A 16,600-nucleotide genomic window follows, 5' to 3' on the forward strand; every position below is an offset into this window, starting at 1 on the left:
ATGTGTAAGCAGTTTTTTCAGACTAACGCGCGTCGGGTTGATCCTTGCCATACAGCGGGCATTGCTTTTAGCCGTACAGTCGCCAACTATTGGGCACGAATGCGCAACTGGATGGGAGGGAGGGGCGATGTACAAAGTCTATGGCGACTACCAGTCGGGCAACTGTTACAAGGTCAAGCTGATGCTCAGCCTGCTGGACCGCCCTTATGAATGGCATCCGGTGGATATCCTCAAGGGTGGGACCGAAACGCCGGAATTTCTGGCGATGAACCCCAATGGCAAGGTGCCGGTGCTAAAGCTCGAGGACGGCACTTGCCTGTGGGAGTCCAACGCCATTCTCAATTTCCTGGCCGATGGCAGCGAGTACCTGCCCAGCGAGCCGCGTTTGCGTACCCAGGTGCTGCAGTGGCAGTTCTTCGAGCAGTACAGCCATGAGCCGTACATCGCCGTGGCGCGGTTCATCCAGTTTTACCTGGGTTTGCCTGACGAGCGCGTGGACGAATACCGCAAGCTGCACAAGGGCGGTTACAAGGCATTGAGGGTGATGGAGCGGCAGTTGCAGATGACGCCGTACCTGGTGGGCGAGCAGTATTCGATTGCCGATGTGGCGTTGTATGCCTACACCCATGTGGCGCATCAGGGTGGGTTCGACCTGGCCGAGTACCCGGGTGTGCGAGCCTGGCTGGAGCGGGTGGCCGCGCATCCTCGGCATGTGCCGATGCTGGGCTGAGCAGGCCTCACAGGTTCCGTAGGAGCGGCCTTGTGTCGCGAAAGGGCTGCGTAGCAGCCCCAGGATATCGGTGGCGCCGCTGATATCCTGGGGCCGCTTTGCGGCCCTTCGCGACACAAGGCCGCTCCTACAGGCGTGAACAGCGACCTTGAGCGCTTCCAGTGCCATCACCACCCCGCTTTGTTCAGCGCGGCCACTTGCACCTTGCTGCGGGTAGGAGCGGCCTCGTGTCGCGAAAGGGCTGCGTAGCAGCCCCAGGATATCTGTGGCGCCGCTGATATCCTGGGGCCGCTTTGCGGCCCTTCGCGACACAAGGCCGCTCCTACAGGCGTGAACAGCGACCTTGAGCGCTTCCAGTGTCATCACCACCTGGCTTTGTTCAGCGCGGGCATTTGCACCTTGCTGCGGGTAGGAGCGGCCTTGTGTCGCGAAAGGGCTGCGAAGCGGCCCCAAAACTCAGCTGAGCAACACAAATTGCCGGGGCTGCTGCGCAGCCCTTTCGCGACACAAGGCCGCTCCTACAAAAAACCGCCTCAGATACTCGCGAAGCGCTTGTCCAGGTAGGCAATGATTGCCTTGGACTCATACATCCAGGTCACGTTGCCTTGCTCTTCGATGCGCAAGCACGGCACTTTCACTCGGCCGCCACCTTCGAGCAGCGCCTGGCGGTGCTCTGGGTCGTTCTTGGCATCGCGCAATGCCACTGGCACGTTAAGGCGGTGCAGGGTGCGGCGGGTTTTCACGCAGAACGGGCACGCATGGAACTGGTACAGCGCAAGGCCCTTGGCCTGCTGCTCGACATGCGCCTGGGCCGCGGCATCGCGCTTGCGCTTGGCCGGGCGGCTGATCAGGTCGCCGATCACGATGAGCTGGCCGAGGCCGACCCGCAAGGCTTTGACGATCATCTGCAACTCCTGAAAATAAAAAGCCGACCCACAGGGCCGGCTCGGGTCACGCGCCGATCATTTGATCAGGCCGAGGAACTCCATGCGCGTGGCCGGGTTGTCGCGGAATTCACCGAGCATCACCGAGGTGAGCATGGTCGAGTTCTGCTTCTCCACACCGCGCATCATCATGCACATGTGCTTGGCTTCGATAACCACCGCCACACCCGCAGCGCCGGTCACCTGTTGCACGGCCTCGGCGATCTGGCGGCTGAGGTTTTCCTGGATCTGCAGGCGGCGGGCGAACATGTCGACGATCCGCGCGACCTTGGACAGGCCCAGTACCTTGCCCTTGGGCAGGTAGGCCACGTGCGCCTTGCCGATGAACGGCAGCATGTGGTGTTCGCACATCGAATACAGCTCGATGTCCCGGACCAGCACCATTTCGCTGTTGTCGGAGGTGAACAGCGCGCCGTTGGTCACTTCTTCCAGCGTCTGCTCGTAACCGCGGCAAAGGTATTTCATGGCCTTTGCAGCCCGCTTGGGCGTGTCGAGCAGGCCCTCACGGGAGACGTCCTCGCCGATCTGGCTGAGGATCTCGGTGTAGTTCTGTTCCAGGGACATGTATCTACCTGTGGGAAAAAATCGCAAAAACGAAGGTTACGGCGGCAAAGCCTGCGCTGCAAGCGCGGCGTTACTCGTCGCGGCCTTCCATCATGGTTCGTTTGAGCATTACGTACACGGCACCGGTACCGCCGTGGCGGGCCTGGCAGGAGGCGAAACCGAGCACCTGCGGGTGCTGGCGCAGCCAGGTGTTGACGTGGCTCTTGATCATTGGCCGCTTGCCATCCAGGCGTGCGGCCTTGCCGTGGGTCACGCGCACGCAGCGTACTTCCAGCTTGGTGGCCTCGGCAATGAAGGCCCACAGGGTTTCGCGGGCCTTCTCGACAGTCATGCCGTGCAGGTCGAGGCTGCCCTCGAAGGCGATCTGGCCGAGCTTGAGCTTGCGCAGCTGGGTTTCCTGCACGCCGTCGCGGCGCCACATCAACTCGTCTTCGGCACCCACGTCGATGACGAACTGGTCGGACAGGCCGTCGATCACCAACGTCTGGTCAGTGCGCACGGTCGCCGCCTGGCGCAGGCCGGCCAGCTGCTTGCGGTCAGCCTTGGGTTTGCCGACCTCGGCACGGTCGTGCTTGATCGGCTTGACGCCGCGCACCTCGGCGCTGAACAGGGAAAAATCGTCGTCTTGCATGGTGCCTCCACGTGGGCGGCGTAGTTTACGCGATCAACCCTGTGGCGTCAGCAATGGCCCTGCCGCCGGCAGGGCCAGGGGGCTTCAGCACAGCCTTCAGTCGTGCTTTTTCATCAGGTGCGGCGCCATGTTCAGCTCCCGACCGCGGCGCAGGCGAATGCGGCTGCGCCGCCAGAAGCGCACGCCCAGGTACAGGAGCACCAGCCCGACCACGCTCAGGGTAATCGAAAGCGGGCGGTTGGCATTGAGCTCGGCAAAGGCCGGGTAATTACCGAGCAGCCCGGCGACGCCGGCCATGGCCAGCAGCACACCGAACGTGGCCAGCAGCGCCGACAGGCCTGCGGCCAGGCGGGCGCCCCAGTTGCGTGGCTCGCGCTGGCGCAGGCGTTTGGCGTCGAAACTGCCTTTGAGCTTCATTCCGATTTCCTCTGTGGGCATCAGAAATTCGACCGGCAACCGGCCCCCGGGTTCCGCCCGGCTGCCGGGCGGTGGTCAGCTCGCCAGGCTCAGATCAGGCTGGCGGTGGGGGCGACGCAGGCGAAGTTGTCGGCCATCACGGCCATTTCGCACTCGTGAATCTGCGCAGCGGGAATCACGCGGTCTTTCAAGGCCAGGTCGCGGGTCGCCGAAGCGTCTTGCACCAGGGTGCAACGATAACCATAGTCCTTGGCCCGGCGCACGGTGGTGCTGACGCTGGAATGGCTCATGAAACCGCAGACGATCAGGTCCAGGTGCCCCAGCTCCTGCAGGGTTTCGTGCAGCTTGGTGTTCTTGAACGCGTTGGGCATGCGTTTTTCGATGATTATTTCACCGTCGTGTGGCTCCAGCCCCGGGATAAATTCACCGGCAGGGCCTTGCGGGTCGAAGCGACCGCCGACGGTACCGAGGTGGCGGACGTGGATGATCGGACGGCCGGCCTTGCGGGCGGCGTCGAGCAACCTGGCGATGTTGGCCACGGCCTCGTCCATGCCCGACAGCGCGAGCGGACCACTGAGGTACTCTTTTTGCGCATCGATGACGATCAGGCTGGCTTGGCTCAGCTTGGCCGGCGGGTAATCGCGGCCAGTGAGGCGGAACATCGTGGTTGGAACGGACATCAAGGGCTCCTTGGAAGGGCTTTTGTATACCTATTCTCCCTTGCCTTGGCGCCAATGGGAATGGTTGACATCGAAACCGGCGCAGTTACTGGCCTGTGGCTACCCGCTGGGCGATCCGCAGGAACATTTGTGCGGTGCGGGCTGTTAGACTTTTGTCCAGATCTGAATAGGAGTACCCCGTGATCACATCTCGTCTGCGCACCTTGCGCGACCACATCCGCTGGGCGGTCAGCCGCTTCCACGAGCACGAGCTATTTTTCGGCCACGGTGCCGACAATGCCTGGGATGAAGCCCGCCTGCTGGTGCTGGGCGCCGTGCACCTGCCATGGGAAATCGCCGACAGCTACCTGGATTGCCAGCTCGAGGACGACGAGCGTGTACGCCTGCAGCACCTGCTCAAGCGCCGTATCGAAGACCGTGTACCCACTGCCTACCTGCTGGGTGAGGCGTGGTTCTGCGGCATGTCGTTCATCGTTGACGAGCGTGTGCTGGTACCGCGTTCGCCGATCGGCGAGCTGATCGAAAAACGCTTCGAGCCATGGCTGGCCAACGAGCCTGCGCGCATTCTCGACCTGTGCACGGGCTCCGGTTGCATCGGTATCGTAGCGGCCGAGGTGTTCCCCGAGGCCGAGGTGGTATTGGCCGACCTGTCCTTCGAAGCGCTTGAAGTGGCCAACCAGAACATCGAACGCCATGGCCTGGACGAGCGGGTATTCACGGTACAGGGTGACGGCTTCGCGGGCCTGCCGGGGCAGCGCTTCGACCTGATCCTGTCCAACCCGCCGTATGTCGATGCCGAGGACTTCGGCGACATGCCGGCCGAGTATCACCATGAGCCGGAGATGGGCCTGGCCTGCGGCAACGATGGCCTGGACCTGGTGCGGCGCATGCTGGCCGAGGCGGCCGAGCATCTGACCGAGAAGGGCCTGCTGATTGTCGAGGTGGGCAATAGCCAGGTGCATGTCGAGGCGCTGTACCCGGAGGTCGACTTCGCCTGGCTGGACTTCGAGCGCGGTGGGCATGGGGTGTTCATGCTGACGGCGGAGCAGTGCCGGCAACATCAGGAGCTGTTCAAGGCCCGCGTTTGATTGGGGCTTGATGGGGTGGGGCATGCCTTGCGTTGCACGGTCTCAAAGCCGCTGTAACACCCATGGCATGCGCCCACTTGCTCTAGCGGGTGGCAATCCAGATCAACAACCCAGCCTGGAACACCGCAAACGCCACCAGGCAGGTAATGGTAAAGCGCAGCCCGCTGTCCTCGCGCTGGTACTTGGCCACCCGCTCATCGCGCTCGCGCAGTTGCGCCTCCTTCTCCAGAAGGTTCTGCTCGGCCTGCTGCAGCATCCCGGCCGCCTCGAGCATGGCCACCCGCTGCACCTTCTCACTGTTCCAGCCGCCCTTGAGCTGGCCCACCGTGGCTTCGACCGTGCGGCCTTTGAGGTGCTGCCCGTCGGCGTACTCCACCTCGATGCCGGTCGCGCTCAGGAAGCGGTCACGGCGCAGGCGCGTGTCTTCGTTCAGGGCATCCTTGTTCGGTAGCGCCATGCCTTCGATGTGGTAGTGCGACCACTTGCGCTGCAGCCATTGCACGGCCTGGGCCAGCATGAAACGCCCCAGGCCGCGGTTCAGTGGCTCCAGCTGCAGGCCGCTGTCGCTGCCGATGCTCACCCGCCGCTCAAGGTGGTCAACCCGCACATCCAACTGGTTCTGCTCTTTGCGCACCTTCTGCCCGGGCAGGCGGATTTCCATGCGCAGCAGGCTGTGCGCCTTGTCGTGGCGCTCGGCATGGCCGAACTCGACGAAACGCAGCGGCCGCGCGCCGCTGTTGCGGTCGGTGGGCAGTGGCGCCAGGCGCAGCAACTGAAAGTGTTCTACTGCCAGGTCAGCCCAGGGCAGCGCTGGGCTGTCCGGGGCTTGCGGCTCTTCGGCCGGCTCTACGGCGGCGGGGGCGTCGGTCATCAGGGCGTTCTCACATACAAGCCAATACCGAGCTTATCGGCCGTATCGCCCAGGACCTGAGGCCATTGTGCGGCGATCTCCTCAGGCTGAGGGCAACTGATGAATGAACGTCACCACCCGCTCACCCAGCTCACGGGCCAGCGGCAATTCAGGGTTCAGGTAGCTGTCGCGCTGCTCGCTCATGGCCTTGGGGCTGATGCGCAGCATGTGGTTCATGCCGTCGATCAGTACCAGTTGGGCATCGGGTTTGGCCGCCTTCAGGCGCTGGGCATCGGCCACATCCACCTGCACGTCATTGCGGCCCTGGATGATCAGCGCAGGCATCGGCAGGCGGGCGAAGGCCTTGGCCGGGTCCTGCCGGAACAGTGAGATCAGGTAAGGCTGCACGCTGGGGCGGAATACCTGGCGCAGAGGGGCGGGGACATCCAGGCTGGTCTGCCCGGCCTGCAGGCGGTCGAGCAGGGCGCTGCTGCGGGCCAGTTGCGCGGGCGGCATGCGTTGCGCCAGTTGTTCGCGCAGCACATCGGCGATGGGCCGGCCGCTGCCGGCCAGGGTGATGACGGCGCTGGCGCCGGCCTGCTCGGCGGCCAGGCTGGCAATCAGTGCACCTTCGCTGTGGCCGACCAGTATCAGCGGGCCGAAGCGCGGGTCGGCCTTGAGCTTGCGGCTCCAGGCCACCACGTCGGCGACGTAGCGCTCGACACTGAGGTCGCGCTCATCGGGCGTGGCCGGCAGGCTGGCGGCCACGCCGCGCTTGTCGTAGCGCACACTGGCAATGCGCTCATTGGCCAGCAGCAGCGCCAGGCGTTTGAGGTTGTCGATACGCCCAGAGGCCGGGTTGTTGCCATCGCGGTCGGTAGGGCCGGAGCCGGCGATGATCAACACCACAGGGGGCGGGGTGGCCTGTTGCGGCAACAGCAGGCTGCCATGCAGCACACCCTGGCCGGTGTCCAGGTCGATAGGGCGTTGCAGGACGGTGGGTGAAGCTGCCTGGGCAAGGCCGGTGCACAGCAGGAGGAAGAAAGCGACGAAGCGCGGCATCAGGCGGTACTACATGGGGAGATGAGCGTTTGACCCAATGTTCATGGGAAGGTTCTGCAGCCCCCCGGAGCGGGCAAGCATTCCTTGTGAAATTTTCCGTATACTGCTCCCCTCGTTCACTTCAGGCAGACTCGCGGAGCGTCCATGTCCGGCAATACCTACGGCAAGCTGTTCACTGTCACCACCGCTGGCGAAAGCCATGGCCCGGCGTTGGTCGCCATTGTCGATGGCTGCCCTCCGGGCCTGGAAATCTCCCTCGCCGACCTGCAGCACGACCTCGACCGGCGCAAGCCCGGCACCAGCCGGCACACCACCCAGCGCCAGGAACCGGACGAGGTGGAAATCCTCTCCGGTGTGTTCGAAGGCCGTACCACCGGCTGCTCGATCGGCCTGCTGATCCGCAACACCGACCAGAAGTCCAAAGACTACTCGGCGATCAAGGACCTGTTCCGCCCGGCCCACGCCGACTACACCTACCACCACAAGTACGGCATCCGCGACTACCGCGGCGGTGGCCGCAGCTCGGCCCGCGAAACCGCCATGCGCGTGGCGGCCGGCGCCATCGCGAAGAAGTACCTGGCCACCCAGGGCATCCAGGTGCGCGGCTACATGAGCCAGCTGGGGCCGATCGAAATCCCCTTCAAGACCTGGGATTCGGTGCAGGACAACGCCTTCTTCAGCCCCGACCCGGCCAAGGTGCCGGAGCTTGAGGCCTACATGGACCAGCTGCGCCGCGACCAGGACTCGGTCGGGGCGAAGATCACCGTGGTGGCCGAGGGCGTGATGCCAGGGTTGGGCGAGCCGATCTTCGACCGCCTGGACGCGGAGCTGGCCCATGCGCTGATGAGCATCAACGCGGTCAAGGGTGTTGAAATCGGTGCCGGCTTCGCCAGCATCGCCCAGCGCGGCACCGAGCACCGCGACGAGCTGACCCCCGAAGGCTTCCTCAGCAATAACGCGGGCGGGATCCTGGGCGGTATCAGCTCTGGCCAGCCGATCGTCGCCCACCTGGCGCTCAAGCCGACCTCCAGCATCACCGTGCCGGGCCGCTCCATCGACGTGGACGGCAACCCGGTCGACGTCATCACCAAGGGCCGTCACGACCCGTGCGTTGGCATTCGCGCCACGCCGATCGCCGAAGCGATGATGGCTATCGTGCTGATGGATCACCTGTTGCGTCACCGGGCGCAGAATGCCGAGGTGAAGGTCGCAACGCCGGTTCTGGGCCAGCTCTGATTCGTCTGTACCGGCCCCATCGCCGGCAAGCCGGCTCCCACACGGGCAGCATGGGCGCCGGCTTGAACCGGCTCCACAGGTGCAGTGTAGGAGCCGGCTTGCCGGCGATAGGGCCGGTACAGGCAATACCCCATTCTGGCTGAGCCCTGATGAACCCAATCCCCTACTGGCGACTGTCCAGCTTCTACCTTTTCTACTTCGCTCTGCTGGGTTCGACAGCCCCGTTCCTGGCCCTGTACTTCGACCACCTCGGCTTCCCCCCGGCGCGTATTGGCGAGCTGGTGGCCATCCCCATGCTGATGCGCTGCATCGCCCCCAACCTGTGGGGCTGGCTGGGTGACCGCAGCGGCCAGCGGCTGCTGATCGTGCGCCTAGGCGCGCTGTGTACCCTGGCCACCTTTTCGCTGATCTTCTTCGGCAAGAGCTACGCCTGGCTGGCGCTGGTAATGGCCCTGCACGCGTTCTTCTGGCATGCGGTACTGCCGCAGTTCGAGGTCATCACCCTGGCCCACCTGCACGGGCAGACGGCGCGCTACAGCCAGGTGCGCCTGTGGGGTTCGATCGGTTTCATCCTCACCGTGGTCGGCCTTGGGCGGTTGTTCGAATGGCTGAGCCTGGATATCTACCCGGTCGCCCTGGTGACCATCATGGCGGGCATCGTCGCGGCCAGCCTGTGGGTGCCCAATGCCCAGCCGGTGGAGCAGGGCGAGCGGCGCGACGCGGGCGGCTTTCTGCGCCAGTTGCGGGCGCCCGGGGTGGTTGCCTTCTACCTGTGCGTGGCCTTGATGCAGCTCAGCCACGGGCCTTACTACACCTTCCTCACGTTGCACCTGGAGCACCTGGGCTACAGCCGCGGCGCCATCGGCCTGCTGTGGGCGCTGGGGGTGGTGGCCGAAGTGCTGATCTTCATGGCCATGAGCCGCATCTTCACGCGCTTCAGCGTGCAGCAGGTGCTGCTGGCCAGCTTCCTGTTGGCCGCCCTGCGCTGGCTGCTGCTGGGCAACCTGGCGGGCGAGCCGGGCGTGCTGATCTTCGCCCAGGTGCTGCACGCCGCCACGTTCGGCTGCTTCCATGCTGCCTCCATCGCGTTCGTCCAGGCCAGTTTCGGCGCCCGTCAGCAAGGCCAGGGCCAGGCATTGTATGCGGCGCTGTCGGGCACCGGCGGTGCGCTGGGGGCGTTGTACTCGGGCTACAGCTGGAAGCTGCTGGGCCCCACCTTCACCTTTGGTATGGCCAGCGCCGCAGCGCTCGCGGCAGCCGTTATCATTGCCACTCGTTTGAAATCGACCAGGACCTGCCGCTGATGAGCATCCTCTGTGTATTCCACCCGTCCAGCCCGGCCTTGCCGAACAAGGTACTGACCCACCACGACGACATCACCGCAACGCTGGCAGAGCAGGGCGTGCGTTTTCACCACGCTGCGCTGGCGCTGCGCATACGGCCAGGCAGCAGCCAGGATGAGGTCATGAGCGCCTGCCGCGAACACCTTGACCGGTTGATGACTGCCCAAGGCTGCGCAGCATTCAGTGTGCTCAACCGCGACGGTGCCGACCCGGCACAGGTCGACCTGCGTGATGAGCATGTGCATGACGTTGATGAAGTGTTTGCCGTGGTCACAGGTCGCGCCCAGGTCGGGCTTCGCCTGGGTGACTATGTGTATGCGCTGGTGTGTGAAAAAGGCGACCAGCTGGTGATCCCGGCAGGGTGCCGGCGCTGGGTGGAGCTGGGGGACAACCCGTTCTGCCTGGCGCTGCGACTCTATGCCAATGAGCAGGGTATGCAGCCGCGCTTTACCGGGGATGATACGGCGCGTACTTACGCTGGGATCGACGAGTTCTAGTGTCCGCTCCGGCCCCTCGCGGGCAAGCCTGAGCCTACAGGTACCCCGCCATCCCTAAGGGCAATGCAGTACCTGTGGGCGCAGGTTTACCCGCGAAAGGGCCGGTGCAGACAAAACTCAACGGTAGGTCGGCAGCGCGAAGCGTTGCTGGCTCTGCAGCATCGAGATCACCGGCAGTTCACTGGCTTGCTCGGCCAGGTCGCGGCGAATGGCGCTGATCGCCCAGGACAGCTGTTCGGCGCTGTGCAGTTGCCCGTAGGTCAGCACACGGCGGGTGACCCTGCCATCTGTGGCACGCAGCGTCAGCAGGATGCCGCCATCGGGGCGAGGCTGGGTGGTGACCTGGTAGGCCGAGAACACCGAGACGAACTTTTCCTGAATGAGGTCCATATCAACTCCTGACTGATTTGGTGGGCAGACGTGAGTTGATAGTTGCAGTGAACGTGCCAAAACTTGATTCTAATAAAAAGCCTTTAATTTCAAGGCCTTGAGGTTGCTTCGGGGAGGGTGGTGCCGTGCAGGTTGCATGGTCGTGCATTTTGCACAGTGCATTTTGCACGAGCCGGCCGGTGGCTATCGGCGCTATAGATTCTGAACCTTTGACCTGCCGGGCTTGCCTGACAAACACTTGGGCAATCTTTTCTGCCAGGAGGTTCCAGATGTCTGAACAACAAGCACCCGCCGCCATGACCGATGACGAGACCGCGGCATTTGCCGAGCAGGTCTTCGAGTGTGCCCGCCAGGGGGATGCCACGATGCTCGAGCGTCTTTTGGCCAGTGGCTTGCCAGCCAATCTGCGCAACCACAAAGGCGACACGCTGCTGATGCTGGCCAGCTACCACGGCCACCATGATGCGGTCCGCGTATTGCTGAGCCAGGGTGCTGACCCGCTGGTTGCCAACGACAACGGCCAGCTTCCGATCGCGGGTGCGGCGTTCAAGGGTGACCTGGCGATGATCCGGCTGTTGCTGGAAAACGGCGTGCCGGTCGACGCTGCTGCGCAGGACGGGCGTACTGCACTGATGCTGGCGGCGATGTTCAACCGTGTAGAGATTCTCGACTACCTGCTGGCCCAAGGCGCCGACCCGGCACACCAGGATGCGCGTGGCGCCACCGCGCTGATGGCGGCGCACACCATGGGCGCAGCCGATACCGCAGCGCGCCTGCAGGCGCTGGCCGGCTAACTGCCTGGGGGCATTTGCGGCTATCCTTGGCGACTTTTCACCCGTCGCAGGCCCCCTTCATGAAAAACCAGTTGCTCGAATTCATCAGCCTCATCGGCGCCGGCTGCATGCGCGATGAAGACATCGAGCGCATCGCCGACGAGGCCGCGCAGGCCTACGCCGACCCCGCCGCCTTCCTCGCCGCCAACCCGGACATCAACTACGACGACAGCTTCCCGATCCCGCTGGGCGAGTGGGTGGTGCTTGGCAGCCTGCCGGACACCGTGGTGTTCCAGGCCGACAGCTATCAGGAGTTGTTCCAGCACATCAGCGATTCGTTCGACAAGAGCGTGCCGTTCACCCTCAAGCCCAAGCAGCTGGCGCGTACCGAGCCGTTGACGGCGCTCAACCGCATCCAGGTGCAGATGGCCGCGCTGAACAAAGAGGCCGGTGGTTATGTGCTGCTCAACTTCAGCCAGTTGCTCGATGATGAGTTGCAAGTGGTGATGGTTGGCCAGAACGACCTGGCGCGTGTGCTGGAGCTGGGTGCTGAACTGCGTATCAAGGTAGAGCCGGCCTTAGAGGCGCTCAAGGTGGCCGTTCACAGCTGAATCGCCTGTAGGAGCGGCCTTGTGTCGCGAAGGGCCGCAAAGCGGCCCCAAGATTCAGCAGCGCAACACAAATTGCTGGGTCTGCTGCGCAGCCCTTTCGCGACACGAGGCCGCTCCTACCTGCAGCAAGGTGCAGATGGCCGCATTGAACAAAGCCAGGTGATAATGGCACTGAAAGCGCTCAAGGCAGCTCACACGCCTGTAGGAGCGGCCTTGTGTCGCGAAGGGCCGCAAAGCGGCCCCAAGATTCAGCAGCGCAACACAAATTGCTGGGTCTGCTGCGCAGCCCCTTCGCGACACGAGGCCGCTCCTACAACAGCGGCGTCGGTAAGCCGTTTCAACCCAGCGCAGTATCCAGAAACATCATCACCGCAAACCCGCCCATCACCCCCAGCGTCGCCGCCGTCTGATGCCCATTGCGGTGGGTTTCGGGTATCACCTCGTGGGACACCACGAACAGCATCGCCCCCGCCGCCAGCCCCATGCTGATGGGGTAGGCGAGGGCGAAACCAGTGGAAATCCCCAACCCGATCACCGCGCCCAAGGGCTCCATCAGGCCCGAGCCAATCGCTACCAGCGCGGCCTTGAAGTTGGACAACCCGGTTGCGCGCAAGGCCAGCGCTACGGCCAGGCCTTCGGGTATGTCCTGAATGGCGATGGCGCTGGTCAGCGGCAGGCCTACATTCATGTCGCCATTGGCAAAGCTCACGCCAATGGCCATGCCCTCGGGCAGGTTGTGCAGGGTGATCGCCAGCACGAACAGCCACACCCGGCTGATGCGCTCGGCTTCGGGGCCGCAGGGGCCTGTGCTTTCGTGTTCGTGCGGGGTGAAGCGGTCGAGCCCGAGCATCAGCAGCACACCCAGGCCCATGCCCAGCACCACGGTAAAGGCGGCGGCCGGGCCGTTGCCGGTAATTTCGCGGGCAGCTTCAAGGCCCGGCAATATCAACGAAAACGAGCTGGCAGCCAGCATCATACCGGCCGCAAAACCGAGCATCACGTCCTGGCTGCGTGCGCTGACATCGCGCAGCACAACGGCCAGTACCGCGCCCAAGGCCGTGGCGCCGAAGCCGGACAGGCCACCGAGCAGCGCCAGGTGCAGGCTGTCGGCATGCTCGCCGTTGACGGCGTTCCAGAAACTCGCCGCCAGCAGCACGATGACCGCCAGCAAGCTCACGCCCAGCCCCGCGCTGAGCCACGGGGTATTGACTGCCTGCTGGCGCCAGGCACTCAACAACGAGGGCGAGGCGGGGGTTTGAGTCTGGGCTGGGGGCATGCGAACCTCGGATCTGTGAATGCTTGCAGTCTACCCAGTGACCAGCAGGGCAGGCCAAGGATTCCCTTCTATCGACCTGATAGCTGATTATGCTCAGCCACACTGACTGTCAACGGGGGGGGGGCCATGGGGTCGACGTTCAACGGGCTGGTTGGCCTGATCATTCTGGCGCTGGATATCTGGGCAATCCTCAATGTGATCAAGAGCGGCCGGGAGGTGGGGGTCAAGGTGCTGTGGATACTGCTGATCGCCTTGCTGCCGGTGATCGGCCTGGTGATCTGGGCCATTGCCGGTCCCAGGGGCAATGTGCGGTTTGGATAGGGGCATTTTGCTGGCGCAGACAAAACCAGCAACAGCCCCGTGACAAAATTTTCACATTGGTTTAAACAGAATCCGCACCCGCACAATGCTGCGTTGGTCTAGCGCCGGCGCCATCCCGCAAACACGCAATCCTAGGACCTTCCCATTCATGGCTAACACGGATGCCTTGAAGCAACAGGGCGCGCGAGCCTTCTCGCCGACCTTGAAATCGCACTTGGCCTATACGCTGCTCAGTGCCCTGGTGATCATGCTGATGCTCAGCCTGGTGCGCCTCGCGCTGCTGGTCTACAACAGTGACATGATCGGCGACACCCCTTATTCCACCGTTGCCGAAGGCTTGTTCAACGGTTTGCGCTTCGACCTGCGCGTGGTGGTGTACCTGAGCATCCCGTTGCTGCTGGCAACGCTGAGCCCATGGGCCATGGCCCGGCGTGGCCTGTTCCGCTTCTGGCTGACCATCACCGCGAGCGTGGTGATGTTCCTCGGCCTGATGGAGCTGGACTTCTACCGCGAGTTCCACCAGCGCCTCAACGGCCTGGTCTTCCAGTACATCAAGGAAGACCCGAAAACCGTGATGAGCATGCTCTGGTACGGCTTCCCGGTGGTCCGCTACCTGCTGGCCTGGCTGTTCGGCACCTGGCTGCTGAGCCTGCTGTTCAAGGGCATCGACCGCCTGACCCGTGGTGTGGGTGGCAGTGGCGTTACCGTGCAGCGCAGTGTTGCGCCGTGGTACCACCGCCTGGCCGTGTTCATGGTGATCCTGCTGGTGGCTGTGGTTGCCGCCCGTGGCACCCTGCGCCAGGGCCCGCCCATGCGCTGGGGCGATGCCTTCACCACTGATTCCAACTTCGTCAACCAGCTGGGCCTCAACGGTACCCTGACGCTGATCGACGCTGCCAAGAGCCGTTTCGGCGAGGACCGCGCCAACATCTGGAAGCCGGTGCTGGAGCAGAACCTGGCCACGCAGACCGTGCGTGAACATCTCCTGACCCCTTACGACACGCTGGTCGATGCCGATGAGGCCGCCGTGCGCCGTGACTTCGTGCCGCCGGCCGAAGGTACCTTGCCGGTCAAGAACGTCGTGGTGATCCTCATGGAGAGCTTCGCGGGCCATTCGGTAGGCGCCCTGGGCAGCCCGAACAACATCACCCCGTACTTCGACAAGCTGGCCAAGGAGGGGCTGTTGTTCGACCGCTTCTTCTCCAACGGTACCCATACCCACCAGGGCATGTTCGCTACCATGGCCTGCTTCCCGAACCTGCCGGGCTTCGAATACCTGATGCAGACCCCGGAAGGCGGCCACAAGCTGTCGGGCTTGCCGGCGCTGTTGAGCGCCCGTGACTACGACGACGTGTACGTCTACAACGGTGATTTCGCCTGGGACAACCAGTCCGGTTTCTTCGGCAACCAGGGCATGACCACCTTCATCGGCCGCAACGACTTCGTCGACCCGGTGTTCTCCGACCCAACCTGGGGCGTTTCCGACCAGGACATGTTCGACCGTGGCAACGAGGAGCTGGCCAAGCACGATGGCAAGAAGCCGATCTACGCGCTGCTGCAGACGCTGTCCAACCACACCCCGTATGCCTTGCCCAAGGACCTGCCGGTCGAGAAGGTCACAGGCCAGGGCCGCCTGGACGAGCACCTGACCGCCATGCGCTACTCCGACTGGGCGCTGGGCCAGTTCTTCGAGAAGGCGCGCAAGGAGCCGTACTTCAAGGACACCCTGTTCGTCATCGTTGGCGACCATGGTTTTGGCAACCACCAGCAGGTCACCGAACTGGACCTGGGCCGCTTCAACGTGCCGCTGCTGCTGATCGCGCCGGGCATCCAGGAGAAGTTCGGTGCGCTCAACCACACCGTGGGCACCCAGGTCGACATCGTGCCGACCATCATGGGCCGCCTGGGTGGCCAGGCACGGCACCAGTGCTGGGGCCGCGACCTGCTCAACCTGCCTGAGGGCGACCAGGGCATCGGTATGATCAAGCCGTCGGGCAGCGAGCAGATCGTGGGCCTGGTGCAGGGTGACCGCATCCTCATCGAGTCCAAGGACATGACCCCGCGCCTGTACCGCTACCAGCTGGGCAGCGAGTTCAAGGCCGAGCTGATCGAAAGCCCCGACCAGCCGCAAATGCTCAAGCAGCTTGAAGCGTATATTCAGACCGCGACCAAGAGCCTGCTCGACAACACGGCCGGTGTGGTGCACGGTACACCGAAGTAACTGGCAAACAGGGCCGCTTTGCGGCCCATCGCCGGCAAGCCGGCTCCCACAAGATGGCGCCGGCCTGCGGTCACCAGTGGCTGCAACTGACTGAACAAATCGCCCGGCCCACGGTCAAGCATTAACAGGCATCACCCCCGGTGTTCTCTGCTTGAGAGGGCTATTCAATGAAAGAGTGGGAAGTCATCTTTGCCGACCAGAAAGGCGAGCCAACCACGCTGCTGATGCACGGTGAACTGTGCCCCAGCGAGGAAGAGGCGGCCAAGGCCATTCGTTCGCATCTTTTCCCGGTCATGGATGAGCTGGACCTCAACGACTTCCAGGACCGTGCCCTATCCCCCACGGCACGTTGGCTCAAGGAGCAGAACGGCGTAGTCATCACCCGTATCCAGGAATCTTCCTGACCCGCACGGTTGGCGTGGTGCCGCGCAAGGCACTACGCTAGTGGGAGGTGTTGGCCTGTTCTGCGGGGCTGCACCTGTCAATTCGCGTCTTGCATCAGCTCGAACTGCACGGCAATGCCGGCAGGTGCGTAGTGCACGGAAAGTCTATCCATTGCTTTATTCAGGAGGACGATTCATGAGCAGCCAGAACGACGATATCAGCAGCAATGTCCTGCGTCAGATGAAAGCTGGCGGTTTCGACTTCACCCGTATCCACCCCATCGAGTTCTACGCGGTATTTCCAGATGAAGCCGGCGCGCGACGCGCGGCCGGGCAGTTTCGCGGTGAGTCTCTCAATGCTCAGGTGCGAGAACGGGATGATGGTGTGTGGCACCTGGAACTGAGCAAGATCATGTATGCCACCTATGGTGGTATCGGGGACTTCGAAGAGGCCTTCGAGCAGGTCGTGTCACCCTATGGCGGCGAGGTAGAGGGGTGGGGCGTCAAGCAGGAACGGCCGACAGCCTGAAACCCGCTGGGGCTGCCTTGCGGCCCGATCCAATCGCCGGCCAGCCGGCGATTG

20 protein-coding genes are annotated in these 16,600 nt (G+C 63.6%); 11 read left to right on the forward strand and 9 right to left on the reverse strand.

Annotated features, from left to right (window positions below; all coding sequences use genetic code 11):
• Nucleotides 1–127: 127 nt before the first annotated feature.
• Nucleotides 128–730, forward strand: a complete 603-nt coding sequence (locus EGJ09_RS16170) for a glutathione S-transferase family protein (RefSeq protein ID WP_125924358.1) — start codon at nt 128–130, stop codon at nt 728–730.
• Between the two features lie 533 nt (nt 731–1,263).
• Here the strand turns inward: EGJ09_RS16170 and EGJ09_RS16175 are convergent.
• The 5 genes from EGJ09_RS16175 to EGJ09_RS16195 form a co-directional block, all read right to left on the reverse strand.
• Entirely contained in the window at nt 1,264–1,635 is a 372-nt protein-coding gene (locus EGJ09_RS16175) for a glutaredoxin (protein WP_115272898.1), read from the reverse strand.
• 57 nt (nt 1,636–1,692) lie between these two features.
• Nucleotides 1,693–2,238 carry a GTP cyclohydrolase I FolE gene (gene folE, locus EGJ09_RS16180; RefSeq protein ID WP_012313343.1) on the reverse strand — a complete coding sequence of 182 codons (546 nt, stop codon included), beginning with the start codon at nt 2,236–2,238 and terminating at the stop codon, nt 1,693–1,695.
• Nucleotides 2,239–2,308: 70 nt separating this feature from the next.
• Entirely contained in the window at nt 2,309–2,869 is a 561-nt protein-coding gene (locus EGJ09_RS16185) for a Smr/MutS family protein (protein ID WP_125924359.1), read from the reverse strand.
• A 96-nt stretch (nt 2,870–2,965) separates the two neighbouring features.
• Nucleotides 2,966–3,286, reverse strand: a complete 321-nt coding sequence (locus EGJ09_RS16190) for a hypothetical protein (RefSeq protein WP_115272897.1) — start codon at nt 3,284–3,286, stop codon at nt 2,966–2,968.
• Between the two features lie 89 nt (nt 3,287–3,375).
• Entirely contained in the window at nt 3,376–3,966 is a 591-nt protein-coding gene (locus EGJ09_RS16195; RefSeq protein ID WP_046786620.1) for a cysteine hydrolase family protein, read from the reverse strand.
• A gap of 179 nt (nt 3,967–4,145) precedes the next feature.
• Between EGJ09_RS16195 and prmB the strand changes: the two genes are divergently transcribed.
• A complete protein-coding gene (gene prmB / locus EGJ09_RS16200) occupies nt 4,146–5,054 on the forward strand; it encodes a 50S ribosomal protein L3 N(5)-glutamine methyltransferase (RefSeq protein WP_046786619.1) in 909 nt (302 codons plus the stop codon).
• Nucleotides 5,055–5,136: 82 nt separating this feature from the next.
• On the opposite strand, the gene EGJ09_RS16205 is transcribed toward prmB, so the two are convergent.
• Nucleotides 5,137–5,925, reverse strand: coding sequence for a hypothetical protein (locus EGJ09_RS16205; RefSeq protein WP_125924360.1), 789 nt, complete (start codon nt 5,923–5,925; stop codon nt 5,137–5,139).
• An 81-nt stretch (nt 5,926–6,006) separates the two neighbouring features.
• Nucleotides 6,007–6,969 (reverse strand): alpha/beta hydrolase, encoded by a 963-nt coding sequence (locus EGJ09_RS16210; protein WP_115272895.1) that lies wholly within the window; start codon nt 6,967–6,969, stop codon nt 6,007–6,009.
• Between the two features lie 141 nt (nt 6,970–7,110).
• On the opposite strand from EGJ09_RS16210, the gene aroC reads away from it, so the two are divergent.
• The 3 genes from aroC (at nt 7,111) to EGJ09_RS16225 (ending at nt 10,042) form a co-directional block, all read left to right on the forward strand.
• Complete coding sequence (gene aroC / locus EGJ09_RS16215; protein WP_046786616.1) at nt 7,111–8,202, forward strand: chorismate synthase; 1,092 nt, start codon at nt 7,111–7,113, stop codon at nt 8,200–8,202.
• A 149-nt stretch (nt 8,203–8,351) separates the two neighbouring features.
• Nucleotides 8,352–9,506, forward strand: coding sequence for an MFS transporter (locus tag EGJ09_RS16220; protein ID WP_046786615.1), 1,155 nt, complete (start codon nt 8,352–8,354; stop codon nt 9,504–9,506).
• Nucleotides 9,506–10,042: an oxidase gene (locus tag EGJ09_RS16225; protein WP_125924361.1), complete on the forward strand. Its 537-nt coding sequence runs from the start codon at nt 9,506–9,508 to the stop codon at nt 10,040–10,042. The genes EGJ09_RS16220 and EGJ09_RS16225 overlap by 1 nt, the downstream gene beginning before the upstream one ends.
• Nucleotides 10,043–10,159: 117 nt before the next feature.
• On the opposite strand, the gene EGJ09_RS16230 is transcribed toward EGJ09_RS16225, so the two are convergent.
• On the reverse strand, nt 10,160–10,432 hold the full coding sequence (locus EGJ09_RS16230; RefSeq protein WP_012313353.1) for a DUF3509 domain-containing protein: 273 nt from the start codon (nt 10,430–10,432) through the stop codon (nt 10,160–10,162).
• Nucleotides 10,433–10,701: 269 nt separating this feature from the next.
• Here EGJ09_RS16230 and EGJ09_RS16240 point away from each other — a divergent pair, with 269 nt between their 5' ends.
• Nucleotides 10,702–11,226 carry an ankyrin repeat domain-containing protein gene (locus EGJ09_RS16240; RefSeq protein WP_046786613.1) on the forward strand — a complete coding sequence of 175 codons (525 nt, stop codon included), beginning with the start codon at nt 10,702–10,704 and terminating at the stop codon, nt 11,224–11,226.
• A gap of 59 nt (nt 11,227–11,285) precedes the next feature.
• Nucleotides 11,286–11,816, forward strand: a complete 531-nt coding sequence (locus EGJ09_RS16245; RefSeq protein ID WP_012313355.1) for a hypothetical protein — start codon at nt 11,286–11,288, stop codon at nt 11,814–11,816.
• Between the two features lie 337 nt (nt 11,817–12,153).
• Here EGJ09_RS16245 and EGJ09_RS16250 read toward each other — a convergent pair whose 3' ends face one another.
• Nucleotides 12,154–13,092, reverse strand: coding sequence for a ZIP family metal transporter (locus EGJ09_RS16250; RefSeq protein WP_119688487.1), 939 nt, complete (start codon nt 13,090–13,092; stop codon nt 12,154–12,156).
• A 126-nt stretch (nt 13,093–13,218) separates the two neighbouring features.
• Here EGJ09_RS16250 and EGJ09_RS16255 point away from each other — a divergent pair, with 126 nt between their 5' ends.
• The 4 genes from EGJ09_RS16255 to EGJ09_RS16270 all read left to right on the forward strand — a co-directional run bounded on the left by EGJ09_RS16255 (nt 13,219) and on the right by EGJ09_RS16270 (nt 16,546).
• Entirely contained in the window at nt 13,219–13,413 is a 195-nt protein-coding gene (locus EGJ09_RS16255) for a PLDc N-terminal domain-containing protein (RefSeq protein ID WP_125924363.1), read from the forward strand.
• A 148-nt stretch (nt 13,414–13,561) separates the two neighbouring features.
• Nucleotides 13,562–15,634, forward strand: coding sequence for an LTA synthase family protein (locus tag EGJ09_RS16260; RefSeq protein WP_125924364.1), 2,073 nt, complete (start codon nt 13,562–13,564; stop codon nt 15,632–15,634).
• Between the two features lie 167 nt (nt 15,635–15,801).
• Nucleotides 15,802–16,038, forward strand: coding sequence for a hypothetical protein (locus EGJ09_RS16265; protein ID WP_115272887.1), 237 nt, complete (start codon nt 15,802–15,804; stop codon nt 16,036–16,038).
• Nucleotides 16,039–16,213: 175 nt separating this feature from the next.
• Entirely contained in the window at nt 16,214–16,546 is a 333-nt protein-coding gene (locus EGJ09_RS16270) for a ribonuclease E inhibitor RraB (RefSeq protein ID WP_115272886.1), read from the forward strand.
• The last annotated feature ends 54 nt before the right edge of the window (nt 16,547–16,600 follow it).

Source organism: Pseudomonas sp. p106, assembly GCF_003936645.1.
Lineage (GTDB): Bacteria > Pseudomonadota > Gammaproteobacteria > Pseudomonadales > Pseudomonadaceae > Aquipseudomonas > Aquipseudomonas putida_E.